This window comes from Flaviramulus basaltis (genome assembly GCF_900114265.1).
Classification (GTDB): domain Bacteria; phylum Bacteroidota; class Bacteroidia; order Flavobacteriales; family Flavobacteriaceae; genus Flaviramulus; species Flaviramulus basaltis.
In genome coordinates, this window is the sequence record NZ_FPKV01000001.1 from 55401 (window position 1) to 70563 (window position 15163).

At 30.4% G+C, this 15163-nt stretch carries 15 protein-coding genes; 10 read left to right on the forward strand and 5 right to left on the reverse strand.

Going from position 1 to position 15163, the window contains the following annotated elements; all coding sequences use genetic code 11:
* Position 1: 1 nt before the first annotated feature.
* The 7 genes from BT151_RS00260 to BT151_RS00290 all read left to right on the forward strand — a co-directional run bounded on the left by BT151_RS00260 (position 2) and on the right by BT151_RS00290 (position 6343).
* Positions 2-631, forward strand: a complete 630-nt coding sequence (locus BT151_RS00260) for a GNAT family N-acetyltransferase (RefSeq protein ID WP_072399553.1) — start codon at positions 2-4, stop codon at positions 629-631.
* A 66-nt stretch (positions 632-697) separates the two neighbouring features.
* Positions 698-1594: a FecR family protein gene (locus BT151_RS00265; RefSeq protein ID WP_072399554.1), complete on the forward strand. Its 897-nt coding sequence runs from the start codon at positions 698-700 to the stop codon at positions 1592-1594.
* Positions 1587-3905 (forward strand): TonB-dependent receptor, encoded by a 2319-nt coding sequence (locus BT151_RS00270; protein ID WP_245794665.1) that lies wholly within the window; start codon positions 1587-1589, stop codon positions 3903-3905. Before BT151_RS00265 ends, BT151_RS00270 begins: the two co-directional genes overlap by 8 nt.
* A 36-nt stretch (positions 3906-3941) precedes the next feature.
* The gene (locus BT151_RS00275; RefSeq protein ID WP_072399556.1) at positions 3942-5072 is read left to right on the forward strand and encodes a glycoside hydrolase family 26 protein; all 1131 of its coding nucleotides are present in this window, start codon (positions 3942-3944) and stop codon (positions 5070-5072) included.
* A 44-nt stretch (positions 5073-5116) separates the two neighbouring features.
* Entirely contained in the window at positions 5117-5494 is a 378-nt protein-coding gene (locus BT151_RS18715; protein WP_072399557.1) for a hypothetical protein, read from the forward strand.
* 102 nt (positions 5495-5596) lie between these two features.
* Complete coding sequence (locus BT151_RS00285) at positions 5597-5776, forward strand: hypothetical protein (RefSeq protein WP_072399558.1); 180 nt, start codon at positions 5597-5599, stop codon at positions 5774-5776.
* Positions 5777-5896: 120 nt separating this feature from the next.
* The gene (locus BT151_RS00290) at positions 5897-6343 is read left to right on the forward strand and encodes a HEAT repeat domain-containing protein (protein ID WP_072399559.1); all 447 of its coding nucleotides are present in this window, start codon (positions 5897-5899) and stop codon (positions 6341-6343) included.
* A 99-nt stretch (positions 6344-6442) separates the two neighbouring features.
* Here BT151_RS00290 and BT151_RS00295 read toward each other — a convergent pair whose 3' ends face one another.
* Entirely contained in the window at positions 6443-8056 is a 1614-nt protein-coding gene (locus BT151_RS00295) for a SulP family inorganic anion transporter (RefSeq protein ID WP_072399560.1), read from the reverse strand.
* A gap of 97 nt (positions 8057-8153) precedes the next feature.
* Positions 8154-8528: a hypothetical protein gene (locus BT151_RS00300; RefSeq protein ID WP_072399561.1), complete on the reverse strand. Its 375-nt coding sequence runs from the start codon at positions 8526-8528 to the stop codon at positions 8154-8156.
* Between the two features lie 168 nt (positions 8529-8696).
* Here BT151_RS00300 and BT151_RS00305 point away from each other — a divergent pair, with 168 nt between their 5' ends.
* The 3 genes from BT151_RS00305 (at position 8697) to BT151_RS00315 (ending at position 12515) form a co-directional block, all read left to right on the forward strand.
* Positions 8697-10436, forward strand: coding sequence for a M14 family metallopeptidase (locus BT151_RS00305; RefSeq protein ID WP_072399562.1), 1740 nt, complete (start codon positions 8697-8699; stop codon positions 10434-10436).
* 166 nt (positions 10437-10602) lie between these two features.
* Positions 10603-11592 carry an SPFH domain-containing protein gene (locus BT151_RS00310; protein WP_245794668.1) on the forward strand — a complete coding sequence of 330 codons (990 nt, stop codon included), beginning with the start codon at positions 10603-10605 and terminating at the stop codon, positions 11590-11592.
* A complete protein-coding gene (locus BT151_RS00315; RefSeq protein WP_072399564.1) occupies positions 11589-12515 on the forward strand; it encodes an NAD(+)/NADH kinase in 927 nt (308 codons plus the stop codon). The genes BT151_RS00310 and BT151_RS00315 overlap by 4 nt, the downstream gene beginning before the upstream one ends.
* A 54-nt stretch (positions 12516-12569) precedes the next feature.
* Here BT151_RS00315 and BT151_RS00320 read toward each other — a convergent pair whose 3' ends face one another.
* From BT151_RS00320 to BT151_RS00330, 3 genes are read right to left on the reverse strand one after another with little or no spacing between them, the layout of a single operon-like run.
* Positions 12570-13649: a hypothetical protein gene (locus tag BT151_RS00320; protein WP_072399565.1), complete on the reverse strand. Its 1080-nt coding sequence runs from the start codon at positions 13647-13649 to the stop codon at positions 12570-12572.
* Positions 13650-13699: 50 nt separating this feature from the next.
* Complete coding sequence (locus BT151_RS00325; protein WP_072399566.1) at positions 13700-14470, reverse strand: hypothetical protein; 771 nt, start codon at positions 14468-14470, stop codon at positions 13700-13702.
* A complete protein-coding gene (locus BT151_RS00330) occupies positions 14457-15035 on the reverse strand; it encodes an RNA polymerase sigma factor (protein WP_245794670.1) in 579 nt (192 codons plus the stop codon). The genes BT151_RS00325 and BT151_RS00330 overlap by 14 nt, the downstream gene beginning before the upstream one ends.
* Positions 15036-15163 lie beyond the last annotated feature (128 nt).

Sequence of the window (15163 nt, forward strand, 5' to 3'; positions counted from 1 at the left end):
AATGTCAAATTATAACAATATGCAAATTGACTTTAAAGAGGATTATATTTTAGAAAACGAGTTTGTAAAATTGAGACCATTAGAATTATCAGATTACGAACACCTGCTAGAGTATTCAATTAACCAACCAGAACTTTGGAAATATAATTCTGGTGGAGCAAATGGGGAAGAAAATCTAATAAAATACATATCAAATACTATTGAACAACGTAAAAATGAAAATGAATATCCGTTTATAGTATTTGATAAGCTGAGAAATAAATTTGTAGGAAGCACTCGATTTTACAGATTCAGTCAGTTAAACAATACCGTTGATTTAGGTTATACTTGGTATGGAAAAGAAACACATGGAAATGGAATAAATAAAAATTGTAAATATCTAATGTTAGAATTTGCTTTTGAAAAAATGGATGTAGAAAGAGTGGGATTTGGTGCCAATAATTTAAATTACAGAAGTATAAATGCAATGAAAAGTATAGGATGTATCATTGAAGGAGTTTTGAGGAATTTTAGTCTAGATAATGATGGAAATAGAATTGATGCTATAATCTTAAGTATTTTAAAAATTGAATGGTTTGAGAATATTAAAGAAGATTTAAAGCTTAAAATAAAAAAGCACTCACAAAACTAAAATTTATTTTTTCAACCCAAGGGTAGGAAAAAAATAAACTTAACTGTTATATAGTTGTAAAGCATTATGAAACGAGAAACTTTAATATCAAAATGGTTAGATAATAATCTAAATGATCAAGAACTTGAAGCGTTTAAAAACCTTGAAGACTATGATGATTTAGTAAAGTTAAACAACAATGTGCAAGCTTTTAAAGCAGACAATTACGATACTACCAAAGAACTAGAAAACGTATTATCTAAAATTAAAAGCAAAAAAGCACAATCATCACATTGGATAAAACCTTTTATGCGTGTTGCTGCCCTACTTGCTATTTGTTTCAGCTTATATTATTATACAACTACTTTAGATACCACTATTAAAACGGAATATGCTCAAAAAACAACTGTTGAACTTCCAGATGAATCAACAGTTTCTCTCAATGCTAAGTCGTTATTAGTTTTTAATAAAAAAGATTGGAAAAAAGAACGCGATGTAGAACTTAATGGTGAAGCTTTTTTTAAAGTAGCCAAAGGGTCTTCATTTAATGTTATAACAAAATTAGGAACCGTAAAGGTTTATGGTACTCAATTCAATGTAAAACAACGAGACAATTATTTTGAGGTTATTTGCTACGAAGGATTAGTTGGGGTTAGTTACAATTCTCAAGAAACAAAATTAAAACCTGGAGACAGTTTTTTAATTATTGATGGGAAAACAATTGCTAAAGAAAAAGAAAACCGCTCAACGCCTTCGTGGTTAAATAACGAAAGCACCTTTAAAAGTATGCCTTACAAAACCGTTATTGCAGAATTTGAAAGACAATACAACGTAGATATTACATTACTTGGCATCGATTCAACACAATTATTCACAGGTAGTTTTGCACACGATAATTTAGATGTAGCATTAAAATCAATTACTCTACCTTTACATGTAACCTATAGTAAAACTAACAATACTATAACATTAAAGCGTGAATAAGAAAGAGCTACTTTCTATTATTATATCATTGTTTTTTTTGAATGTTGCACCACTAAAAGCACAAGAACTTCAAAAAGAAAAACAACCACTTATTAACGTTTTAAAACTAATTGAAACTAAGTACAGTATTAGTTTTTCTTACGCAGATGAAACCATAAAAGACAAAACAAGCACGCTCCCAAATGATGATTTATCTTTAGAAGAAGCCTTAGCGTTTCTTAAAGCTAAAACCAATTTAGACTTCGAATTATTAGACAATAGGTTTGTTGTTATTAAAAAACCTGAAATCAAAAAGACAAGTTATAACATACAAAACCTAGAAGAAGTCATTATTACAAACTATTTAACTTCGGGTATTACAAAACTTAACGATGGTTCTATAACTATTAAACCTGAAATATTTGGCATTTTACCCGGTTTAATTGAGCCCGATGTTTTACAAACCATTCAATCACTGCCAGGGGTTTTAAGTGCAGATGAAACGGTATCAAACATAAATGTGCGTGGTGGCACACATGACCAAAACTTAATTCTTTGGGATGGTATAAAAATGTATCAATCTGGTCACTTTTTCGGCTTAATCTCAGCATTCAATCCATATACCACAAAGCGTGTAAGCGTTTATAAAAATGGCACGCGCGCAAAATATGGTGATGGTATTTCAAGTATTATTGACATGCAATTACCTGATGATATAGATAATGAATTCAAAGCGGGTTTGGGTTTCAATTTAATTAATGCCGATGGTTTTGCTAAAATCCCTATTTCAAGTAAAACCGAATTGCAACTATCAACTCGTCGGTCTATAACAGATTTAATAAACACCTCAACATACAACCAGTATTTTAAACGCATTTTTCAAGATTCAGATTTCACAAAACCGAAGAATAACACCAATTCCATTTCACAGAATGAATCGTTTTATTTTTATGATGTTACTGCTAAATTTCTATATGATATTTCAGAAAAAGATAAACTTAGATTTCATTTTTTAAACGTAAAAAACAATTTAAATTATGACGAGCAATCTACTATAAATGATAAAGACGAAGCTTTAAACAGTAAACTCACACAGCGTAATACAGCCATTGATTTTACTTACACCAGAAATTGGAATGATGATCTTTCAACAACATCACAAATTTATGTTTCTAATTACGATTTAGATGCCACTAATTTTGATATTCTAAACAATCAGCGCCTAATTCAAGAAAATGAAGTTTACGATGGATCTGCAAAAATGGATATCAATTACAAACCAAATACACTAATTAAAATTAATGGTGGCTATCAATTTACAGAGGTTGGTATTAGCAATTTAGAAGATGTTAATAATCCTATTTTTAGAAGTTATATTAAAGAGGTTATTAGAAGCCATTCTATTTATGGTGAAACTAATTTTTTATCAAATAATGCCAAAACCAGATTGAATTTAGGCGGACGATTAAACTACATTAAAAAATTTGATATGTTTTTTGCTGAACCTCGCTTGAGTTTTAGTCAACGTTTTTTAAATCATTTCAGATTTGAAGTTTTAGGTGAGTTTAAAAGTCAGACCACCTCACAAATTATAGACTTACAAAACGACTTTTTAGGTATCGAAAAACGCCGCTGGGTGCTCTCTAACAATAATAATATTCCAGTCCTAAAAAGCAAACAGCTTTCAGCAGGAATTCATTTTAATAAAAATAAGTTGCTCGTAAGTGCCGAAGGTTACATTAAAAAAGCAGATGGTATTACAACACGAAGTCAAGGCTTTCAAAACCAATATCAATTTATAAATGCTATTGGTAGTTATAAAATAAAAGGTATTGATGTTTTGTTAAACAAACAATTTAACAATATTATTAGCAGTTGGATTTCCTATTCCTATAGCACCAATAATTATACTTTTAATGATTTAAATAATGGTGAATCGTTTCCTAATAATGCCGATATACAACACGCCATAACCTTTGCAGGCACCTATACTAACAACAACATAAAATTGGCAATAGGTTTAAATTGGCATTCTGGAAAACCAACTACAGAACCTAGCGAAACTGATGACGCAGAGGATAGTGTTATAACTTACGAAAAACCTAATAGTAAAAATCTAGATGATTACTTGCGTGCCGATTGTTCTGCAACTTATGCATTTAATATTTCTGATACTGCAAAAGCAACTATTGGTGCTTCGGTTTGGAATGTATTAAATAAAAGAAATATTATAAATACTTACTACACTTTAGACGATAATGATATGGTTAACAAAGTTGAAAACGAATCTCTTGGTATTACACCTAATGTGAGCTTTAGAGTTAATTTTTAAACTTATTGTATATTTAGGCTTTTAAATAAAAACCCTATGATATCTAAGCACACTTTAACAATAATTATTCTAATTTTCTCTTACACTTTTGGACATGCACAATGGAAATTAATGGACAAAAATGCTACAAGAGAAACTAAAAAACTGTTTCATAGTTTAAAAAAAATCCAAAAAAAAGGAACCATTTTTGCTCATCAACACGCAACAGAATATGGTCGGGGTTGGTCTGGTGATGATGATCGATCGGACGTAAAATCTGTTATTGGTACGCATCCTGGAATGATAGGTATAGATTTTCAAAATTTTACTGGTCCTAATGCTGAAGCTGATAAAGCTAGACTAAAAAAAATTGCTGAAGATGCATATAATCGTGGTGCTGTTATTACTGTTGCTTGGCATTTCTCTAATCCTGTTGGTCCCGGCGGATTTTATTGGCAAGATTCTATTTCCAAGCCTGTTGTAAATAAATTAATTCCTAATGGCGATGCTCATGACAAATACAAAGACATTTTAGATGGTATTGCAGAATGGGCAAATAGTTGTAAAGGTGCCAATGGGGAATTAATTCCTATGATTTTTAGACCATATCATGAGTTTGATGGCGATTGGTTTTGGTGGGGAAGATCTCATTGTACCGTTGAAGAATTTAAAACCCTTTGGAAATTCACGGCTTCATACCTAAGAGATGAAAAAAATGTACACAACTTTATTTGGGCATTTTCGCCGGATACTAAATTTAATACAGAAGAAGAATATTTAGAGCGTTATCCTGGTGATGAATGGGTAGATATGGTTGGTATGGATAATTATGCAGATTTAGGAAGAGACCAATATGATTTAGATACTGCCTATAAAAAATTAAAAATAGTTTCAGATTATGCCATAAAAAAGAAAAAGCTAGCTGCCTTTACAGAAACTGGTTTAGAGTCTATACCTAACACAACATGGTGGACAGGAACTTTATTAAACCTTATGAAGCGTGATGAATTGCGTTTATCGTACGTACTTGTTTGGCGAAATGATAGTAGAAGTGACACACATTATTACGCACCTCATCCTGGACATAAAAGCGTGCCAGATTTTATAGAATTTTATCAAGATAAATTCACTTGGTTTGAAGATGATTTAGCCAAGAAAAATATTTACAAGAAAAGAAAACATAAATAAAAAGTAGTTTAAAAAAACTCATCTTAAACTTATAACTTTACAAAGTGAATTTAAGAAGATTACATAAATGGTTTACATACATTGCATTATTAGCAGTTGTCTTGTCGTTTTCTGGCTTTACAAGCATTATTACTAATTACCAAAAACCACAAACCGAACTTGTCCATAACACAAATTCCATTTATGACTCCTCAGCTAAACAATATAAAAGTTTACACAGTGTTTTAACAAAAGTTAGTTTTAACCCGTACACTTTTTTTAGTTTTAAAAACCTTTTAAATAAACAACATCTAAACTTTAGTGTCAAGATAAAATCTCAAAAAGAAAAATTTCTAGAATTCACAAATTACAATGATATTTTAGAACAAAATCTCATTGCAAAATCCCAAGCTCAAAATTCTAACCACATCTATATAAAGTAACATCTTTTACTTGCTATCATTAATAGCGAATTAGATTATTATTCATTGCTAATTTGAATCTAGATAATTAGTTAGCAATGTCACTTCCTAATACTTTATAAAATGAAAACTTTAAAAAAAGCATTAAGGCTTTTGGCTTTAGCATTTATTATTGCGCTTGCATCTGTTTTGCCTGTCCCTATAACTTTTTACAGAAAAGATAATTTACCAAAATATACTATTGAACAAATTGACAAAAAAGAAAATGATGATGAAGACAAAGACATAAAAGAAATATTTTGACAGTTAATTTTACTAACAACCTCATTAATCTAAAACTGCTTAATTTAAGTTGTTTCTATTTAACATTGTAACAAAACCCATAAATCTATTACTAATAAATAAAGGTTACAATAAAACATCATGTTCAATCAAATTACATATTTACTTTTTAAACTGAAACTTATTCAGCCATCTGAAAGTGCTATTTATTTTTGGACACAGTATGGACATGTTGAAAAATTAGAATATGCATTAAGATTTGGGAACTACAAAACCAGAAAATTATCGGCTGAAGCTTTAGAAATTGCTGGTAAACCATCATCAATTCCAGTGCTTATTAATGCCATGAATGATAAAGTACATAACGTTTCTATTGCTGCTTTAAATGCCTTAGAAAGCATAGCCGAATCTGACGAGCTTATACAAACTATTGTAAAAAAACGCTTTAAATGGATAAAGAAAATTCGTGAAAACAAAGCAAAATATGAGGCTAATAAAAACAAGAAATATAAAATTTACCGATGGGAACGTGCCAGTAAAAAATCGTTTGATCGTGTAAAAGAACAACTTAAAAAACCCATACACTAGTTTGCGTTAGGGATTGTAGTGAAAATCCTTTTAGCGAGGCACGAACTAAAAGATTGCAACGAAAAGCCCGACCCTTGTGGTAACGCCCAAATTATTTTACTAAAACTTATACTCTGATAATGCTTTAGGAAATTTTTCTGGGTTTTCGGCTAAATGGTAACGTGGGTCGTCAATATCTTCTACTATAACTTCTCTAAACTTAGGGCTTGCTTTGTATAAAAGCACTTTACAATCTTCGCTTAAGTGTTTTAGTTTTATTGTTTTGCCTTCTGCTTCGTACTTATTAACTAAGCTAAAAATAGCTTCTAATGCAGAATGGTCACTTACACGAGATTCTACAAAATCTATTTCAACATTTTCTGGATCATTTTTCACATCAAACTTATCGTTGAAAGCTATAATTGAACCGAAAAATAATGGTCCCCAAATTTCGTATACTTTAGTGCCATCTTCTCGCATGCGCTTGCGTGCACGAATACGTTTTGCGTTTTCCCAAGAAAACACCAAAGCACTAATAATTACACCTGCAATTACAGCTATTGCTAAATCGAAAATAACGGTTAATGCAGAGACTGCTATTAAAACAATAACATCACTTAATGGGATTTTATTTAAAATTCTGAAACTACTCCAAGCAAACGTACCAATAACCACCATAAACATAACGCCTACTAATGCAGCTATTGGAACTTGCTCAATAAGTCCGGAAGCAAATAATATGAAGATTAATAACATTACTGCAGCAACAATACCTGATAATCTTCCGCGTCCTCCTCCTTTAATATTAATTAATGATTGACCAATCATGGCACAACCACCCATACCTCCAAAAAATCCAGTTATTATATTAGCACCACCTTGTGCCATACATTCTCTATTAGTATCTCCTCTGGTTTCGGTTAATTCATCAACTAAATTTAATGTCATTAACGATTCTATTAAACCTATGGCAGCAAGAATTAATGCATATGGCCCAATAAATACCAATGTTTGCATATTAAATGGTACTTTACTAAAAATATCTGTTTGAAATTGTGGCAAACCTCCTTTTAAACCTTCACCACCTCCATCGCGAATAAAACTTCCAACGGTTGCAACATCTAAATTTCCAAAAATAACAATAGCTGAAACTACTAAAATAGCTACTAAAGCTTCAGGTAATTTTTTAGTAAGTTTAGGTAACCCAAACATAATAGCCATGGTTAACAAAACTAAACCTAACATGATATATAGTTGTGAGCCTGTAAAAAAATCACCATTAGCATCTTTAAACATGCCTAATTGTGATAAGAAAATCACTATAGCTAAACCATTTACAAAACCCATCATAACAGGATGAGGAATAAGTCTTACAAACTTACCAAGTTTTAAAACACCTGCTAGCATTTGTATAATACCCATTAAAATAACGGTTGCAAACAAATAATATAAACCTAATTGCTCACCTTCTATCCCCATAGCATTTCCTTCGGCAACAAGACTTACCATAACTACTGCTAAAGCACCGGTTGCACCACTTATCATACCTGGGCGACCACCAAAAATTGAGGTTATTAAACCAATCATGAATGCCGCATATAAACCCACTAAAGGATCTACACCAGCAACAAAAGCAAATGCAACAGCTTCTGGAACTAAAGCTAAAGCTACAGTAATTCCACTTAAAATATCGTTTTTAGCATTGGCTGCACGCTTTCTAATAAATTCAGTCATGATAATTTGTTTGAAAATGCAAATTTACGTTTAATATACTGCCTTGCAAGTGAAGTATTATAATTTGCTTTATATGGAAACTATAACGTTTGAAAATTTATACATTAACCATTTTATTTAACCATACTAGAGCGTCTTCTCTTGCTCTAAAAAATCTTACATTCCAATTATTATCTTTATTTAAGCTTAATAAAGTTTCTGTAGACATTATTCCTGCATTTGATTCTACAAGCACACCCATTGCATTAATTTTTTTAAAATTAACAATGCTTTTTTGGGCTTCATAAGTATAACTGTATGAATTAGTTTTATTTATCAAAAGAGAAAAAGGAGCGTCAAGATTTGTTAAAAGAAAGTCATGATATTCATCTACCATTACTTCATCCATTACAACACCATCATCTACAATAACTTCTGCTAAATCATTTTTTAAAATGGTAATAGTACCAAAAGATAGTTTATAACTTTTCATGTAAAATTTAATTGTGAGAGAAAGATTAAATTACAAACAACTTCAAAGTAATTAATTTGAAAATAGCAATTGTTAACTCAAATCGAAAGTAATAATTTTATTTAATTTGAAAAGCAATAAATCAATTTTTCTTAAGAAATTGTAAGCTTAACAAACAATTCATTTTTCATGAAAAAAATACTTCTAGTTTTAGTTTTTGTAACAGCCTGTAACACTTCTAATAAGAAACCCGTTTATGATTTTGAAACTCATTTTGAAAAAACCAAAGGTTTAGAAACGGCTACTTACCAACAAACTATTAAGTTTTATAATAATTTAGCTGAAGCGTACCCAGAAATATCCATTGATAGTGTTGGTGAAACAGATTCTGGCAAGCCATTGCATATAATTACTTTGAATATAGATAAAGTATTTAGTTTCTCAGAAATTCATAAAACTGAAAAGAGAATTTTGCTGATTAATAACGGTATTCACCCAGGTGAATCTGATGGTATTGATGCCACCATGATGCTTTTTAAAGATATTGTTCAAGGCAAAATTGAAGCTCCTAAAAACACTATTTTAGTAACTATTCCTATTTACAATATTGGTGGAAGTTTAAACAGAAATTCTACAACACGTACCAACCAAAACGGGCCTAAAGCATATGGTTTTAGAGGAAATGCTAGAAATTATGATTTAAACCGCGATTTTATAAAATGTGACACTAAAAACGCTAAAACATTTGCTAAGATTTTTCATTTGGTAAAACCCGATGTTTTTATTGACAATCATGTTAGCAATGGCGCCGACTACCAATATGCTCTCACCCATTTATTTACGCAACACAATAAACTTGGTGGTAGTTTAGGGAATTATATGCATACTAAAATGATGCCTAAACTTGAAGAAAAACTAGCTATAAAGCATTGGGATATTACACCTTATGTGAATGTTTTTAACGAAGTGCCAGAAAATGGGTTTTCACAATTTATGGATTACCCTCGTTATTCTACAGGTTACACAACGCTGTTCAATACCCTCGGCATGATGGTAGAAACACATATGTTAAAACCATACAAACAACGTGTAGAAGGAACTTACGAACTCATGAAGAGTATGATTGAAATTGTTGAAGAAGATGGAGAAGCCCTTTCTAAATTAAAAAAGAATGCTTTATTAGAAATTCAAAATCAAAAAAAATATGTTTTAGATTGGGAAATTGATACAACAAAAACATCAATCTTAAATTTTAAAGGATTTGAAGGTGAAACCATAAAAAGTGATATTACTGGTTTTAATAGATTAAAATACGACAGAACAAAACCATTTACAAAACAGGTTACTTATCAAAATTATTTTAAACCAACTATTGAAGTAGAAATTCCAAAGGGTTATATTATACCTCAAGGTTGGTACAATATCATAGATTTATTAAAATTGAATAACGCTGAAATGACTACTATTAAAAAAGATACAATAATTACTGTTGAAGCTTATAAAATAGCTGATTATGAAACTAGACAAATGCCATATGAAGGACATTACCAGCACTATAACACAAATGTTGAAAAAGCAGAAAAAAGTATTCAATTTTTAAAAGGTGACTATATCATATATACAAATCAACATGCATTTAGATATTTAATAGAAACCTTAGAACCTCAAGCTCCAGATTCATTTTTTAATTGGAATTTTTTCGACACCATACTTCAGCAAAAAGAAGGTTTTTCCCCTTACGTTTGGGAAGATAAAGCGTTAGAAATACTTGCGGAAAATCCAAAACTGCAAATCGCGTTTAACACCAAGAAATCTTATGAAAAAGATTTTGCAAACAATTGGTATGAGCAACTAGATTGGATTCACAAGCAAAGCGAATATTATGAAAAAGCACATATGCAATATCCTGTTTTTAGAATCAGTAACTAAATTCTAGCGTTGACTTTGTCAGAAAAAAATGATAACTTCGTTTAACTATCAACTTAGATAATTTAAAAAAAACTTATCATAAAAATTTATATGTCTTAGTGCTAACTCAATAAAATTTAAATACTGAAATAATATGTTTGGAATTAAACACATAAAATTTGACTCAATGACTTATGTTCTTCATTTTAAAAATGGGAATATTAAGAGAGAAGGAAGAGGTCTTTCTTTTTTCTACTTTGCCCCGAACAGTTCTATAGTTGCAATTCCAATGGGAAGTAATGACTTACCTTTTGTATTCAATGAATCTACCAATGATTATCAAACTGTAACTATTCAAGGACAAATAAGCTACAAAATTAATAATCCTAAAACCTTAGCTGATGTGCTGGATTTTACGGTTCAGGATAACGGACAATATAAGAAAAATGACATTGAGAAATTAAATCAAAGAATTATTAATGAAGCTCAAACAGCCACTTCCGCATACATACATGGAATAAAACTGAAAGAAGCTATTCGTTCAGCTAAATTTATAGAAGAAAACATAACAAAAGGGCTTAAATCTTCACAAGCAATTGGAATGCTGGGTATAGAAATCCTTGGCGCTAATATTCTTGCAATTCAAGCAACACCAGAAATGACCAGGGCATTGGAAACAGAAACCCGTGAAAAATTACAACAAGAAGCCGACCAAGCAATATATGAAAGACGAAATTTTGCGGTTGAACAAGAACGAATAATTAAAGAATCAGAACTTAATACAGAAATTGCTGTTGAAGAAAAGCAAAAGCAAATTGCTGAAAAGAAAATGGAGTCGAATGTTCAAAATTCTGATAATCAAAGAAAATTGAGAGAAATGAAATTGGAAGCAGATATTTCAGTTGAAAATCAGCGAAAAGCTTTAATTGAGCAAAAAACCGAAAATGATAAAAAAGAAGCAGAAACTAAAGGTTACGTTTTAGAAACAACTCTAAAACCTTATCGTGAAATGGATTGGAAAACAATAACAGCTTTAAATAACAACTCAGACCCACGATTTAATATTTCACTTGCCTTTAGAGAATTGGCTGATAATGCTGAAAAAATAGGAAATCTAAACATAAGCCCTGACCTATTAGATTCAATTCTTAACGAAAAAAGAGAAACTATAAAATGAGTTTCGAGTATGCAATAATAGTAAAGAGCAAAACTCGTCTTGAAACACTTATTGAAAGATTTAATACTAAGGCACAAGCCAAATTTTACATTGAAAGACTTGGTGGTAATTTTGAAGAATACCAAATCGAAGATGAGATATTTAAAAACTCATTAAATTCTTTGCAAACACAGCTTTCTAAAATAATAAAAAACAAGACAATAGATAGGCAATATGTTTCTTCTTATATTTTTTCTGAGAAAAACATAATTGTTGTTATTGGACAGGATGGCCTAGTGGCGAACACTGCCAAATATTCAAATAATTTGCCAATTATTGCCGTAAACCCTGACACAAAAAGGTATGACGGAATATTATTACCTTTTAATACAAGTAATTTTATTCAAGGAGTTGAAAATGTAATAACGGAAAATTATAATTCTAAAATTTTAAAGTTTGCAGAAGCAAAATTAAATAATGGTCAAAGATTACTTGCTTTTAACGACTTATTCATAGGCGCTTCCTCTCACGTTTCTGCACGATATAAAATAACATTTAAAGATAAAACAGAACAACATTCCTCCAGTGGAATTATCATTTCAACGCCTGCCGGCTCAACAGGTTGGCTTAGTTCTATATTTAATATGGCCTATGGTGTAACAAGTATGTTTGAAAAAAACCTCACCCCTAAACAACCCAAATTAAAAGAAAATGATTTGCTTTTTGCTGTTAGAGAGCCATTCAAAAGTATTAAAACACAAACTAAATTGACTGCGGGTATTATTAGGAATAATTCGTTAAAAATAGAATCTTATATGCCAAACAATGGGATAATCTTTAGTGATGGTATTGAAAAAGATTTTTTACAATTCAATAGTGGATCGATAGCAACAATAGGAATAGCAAAAGAAACAGTAAATATAGTAATTAATAATGCTGTATAAATAATATTCCCTAAAGCTAATACTACTCAAAACTAAACCGTTAAAAAACATTGGTTAATCCATATCAAACCTTACTCCAATAGAAATATTGTTTTGCTTTATAGTTTGATCTTTAAAAATAGGTGACAAATCGTATTTAACATAGAGAGCAACTTCGTCAATAGCTATGTAACCGCTTAAACCATATACTAAATTAGTAGCATTAAAACCTCTTTTTTGTTTGTCTTTTATACGTTCACCATCCAACTCATATTTAAGTTTTTGACGCGTACCTATATTAAATCCTGCATAACCACCAATACCAATTTTAAATTTATTATCGGTTGAATATCTGAAGTAAGTGTCTTTATCAATTCGTTTAGATGGTCCAAATTCAAAATGCACAGGAAACACCAAATTAGTTATAGATAGTTTTGATTTTTTAAGTTCTTCTGGGAATTCTTGCAAAACGGTTTCGTTACCTTGTTGAACAAAATACTTATTATCATTTGGCTTAAGTCCATTAATCTGAAATGAATAACCGTATTTTAAACGTAAAAAATTAGATTCTTTAAACACACGTGTTTTCCAAGCCCAACCTATTTCAAAAAAACGTGAGCCTCCAAATTTATAAGGTGAATCATCTAGATTTTCACCTTCAATAATAGCATTATTTAAACCAAATGCTAAGACAAAATCGCTTGAGGTACGTAAATCATATTTTCTTGGTTTGTTTTTATTTTTAATTTTTATTCCGGCGAAACTGCTTTCTTCACCACCAAAATTAAAACCAATTTTAGATAATTCGCCATCATCATCCGTATGGTAACCATCTTCGTTACGCTTTAATAAGTCAATTTTATTATTAACGATTGCTATTCTATTTTCAATATTTAAAGCACGCTTTTTAGCAACTTCTTTTTTAAGCTTTTCGGCTTCTACATTTGTAATTTCACCTTTCTCTAAACGTAAATTAATAGCTTCAACTTCTACTTTCAAAAACTCTCGTTCTTGAATTTTAATCTCGTCCTTAACTTTTTGTAATTCTTCAATTTTATATTGATTATTAGAATTTTGAATGGTGTCTTGTGCACTGATGAATTGCACACTTAATGATAGCATAAGTAGTGCTAAAAATTTAGTAATTGTTTGCATAACTGTTCGTTTTTTGCCTAGTAAATAGGCGTTGATTTAATTGATTGAATTTAATCGTTACGTTGGGCAACTGCAGTTTTTACCGATTTGTAACTTAATCTTATAGCTTCAAAAACCTTGTTTCTAAAGGATTGATCTAACTCTGCTTCAACGTCTTGAAGCAACAAATTAGCATCCACAACTCCAGAGGTTTCATTAACTAATCTATATAATTTTATTTCCTGTTGAGCTTGCTTTAATAACGCATCAATACTAGCATCTGTCACTTCTTTATTATTACTTTTTAATGCCTGGACTTGTGCAACAACATCTTGTATTTTTTGTTCTTCGAATGTTAAAGCTTTTATAGGAGTTTCTATTTCCTCTATTTTTAAATCATTTTCGTTTAAGCTTTCATTTTCTCTGGAAGCGGCTATTTTAGTATCATTTGCACTATTACTTTTCAATAACTTTTTAACTTCAGTTCCTTCAATGATTACCTTTTTATTAACAGCCTCTACTTCATCCTTAACGATTTTCAAACTTTCTTTTTCTGGGTTTTCAGAAGCTATTTTAATTGTTTGATTTTGTTGAATAACCTTAGGTGTTTTAACAACTTTAATTTCTTCACTACTCTTTGTTTCAATATTCAAAAACTGCGAGACTACAAACAATATCCCAACAATACTTGCAGCAAAACCTAGCCACCAATAAGGCTTGCTATTCTTTTTTTCTTGAGTATCTAAACGACTTGAAAGTTTTTCCCAAGCATTTTCTGATGGCTGCAGCGTGCGTTTTTCAAGCTTGTCTTTTAATTTTTCTTCGTATTTAAGTGGTGCCATAGCTTGTTGTTTTATTTATTCTTTTAATTTTTTCTTGAAGCATTTTTCGCGCTTTAAATAATTGTGATTTGGATGTGCCTTCTGAAATATTAAGCATTTCAGCTATTTCATAATGCTTATACCCTTCAATAGCATACATAACAAATACTATTTTATAACCTTCTGGAAGTGCGTCTATAAATTCTTGTATTTGTGCAACTTCAATATTCGTGTCTATATTATTAGTGTAATTATCATGAATAAGCATGTCTTCAACTGGAAATTCCACTTTTTTTTGTTGTCTTAAAAATGAAATTGACTCTCTTACCATTATGCGACGTATCCAACCTTCAAAACTACCTTCGTTTCTAAAATTTTTTAAATTTGAAAACACTTTAAAAAATCCATTAAGCATCACATCTTCGGCATGTTGAATATCTTTTATATAATATCTACAAACACTTAACATTTTTGGTACATGCATCTCATATAAAACATGTTGTGCTTCACGATTTTGTTTAATCGCTTTTTTTATAAGTGCAGATTCGTTTTTATGGAGTTGTATGACTTTCAAAAATGATTTCATTTTGCTTTCTATATATACAGACGCAAATTTTATACAAATGGTTGCCTAAGATTAATTAATATTCTAAAATAGTTATATTTAATGTATAAATATTTGAATATCAATTTTATATAGCCATCTATATTCTT

What these genes read in the sequence shown, in the direction of transcription:
- BT151_RS00315 (WP_072399564.1), top strand. Translation starts at nt 11,589, where the DNA reads ATGAGTTTCGAGTATGCAATAATAGTAAAGAGCAAAACTCGTCTTGAA.
- BT151_RS00325 (WP_072399566.1), bottom strand. Translation starts at nt 14,470, where the DNA reads ATGGCACCACTTAAATACGAAGAAAAATTAAAAGACAAGCTTGAAAAA.
- BT151_RS00285 (WP_072399558.1), top strand. Translation starts at nt 5,597, where the DNA reads ATGAAAACTTTAAAAAAAGCATTAAGGCTTTTGGCTTTAGCATTTATT.
- BT151_RS00290 (WP_072399559.1), top strand. Translation starts at nt 5,897, where the DNA reads ATGTTCAATCAAATTACATATTTACTTTTTAAACTGAAACTTATTCAG.
- BT151_RS00275 (WP_072399556.1), top strand. Translation starts at nt 3,942, where the DNA reads ATGATATCTAAGCACACTTTAACAATAATTATTCTAATTTTCTCTTAC.
- BT151_RS00320 (WP_072399565.1), bottom strand. Translation starts at nt 13,649, where the DNA reads ATGCAAACAATTACTAAATTTTTAGCACTACTTATGCTATCATTAAGT.
- BT151_RS00265 (WP_072399554.1), top strand. Translation starts at nt 698, where the DNA reads ATGAAACGAGAAACTTTAATATCAAAATGGTTAGATAATAATCTAAAT.
- BT151_RS00260 (WP_072399553.1), top strand. Translation starts at nt 2, where the DNA reads ATGTCAAATTATAACAATATGCAAATTGACTTTAAAGAGGATTATATT.
- BT151_RS00305 (WP_072399562.1), top strand. Translation starts at nt 8,697, where the DNA reads ATGAAAAAAATACTTCTAGTTTTAGTTTTTGTAACAGCCTGTAACACT.
- BT151_RS00300 (WP_072399561.1), bottom strand. Translation starts at nt 8,528, where the DNA reads ATGAAAAGTTATAAACTATCTTTTGGTACTATTACCATTTTAAAAAAT.
- BT151_RS00310 (WP_245794668.1), top strand. Translation starts at nt 10,603, where the DNA reads ATGACTTATGTTCTTCATTTTAAAAATGGGAATATTAAGAGAGAAGGA.
- BT151_RS00330 (WP_245794670.1), bottom strand. Translation starts at nt 15,035, where the DNA reads ATGAAATCATTTTTGAAAGTCATACAACTCCATAAAAACGAATCTGCA.
- BT151_RS00295 (WP_072399560.1), bottom strand. Translation starts at nt 8,056, where the DNA reads ATGACTGAATTTATTAGAAAGCGTGCAGCCAATGCTAAAAACGATATT.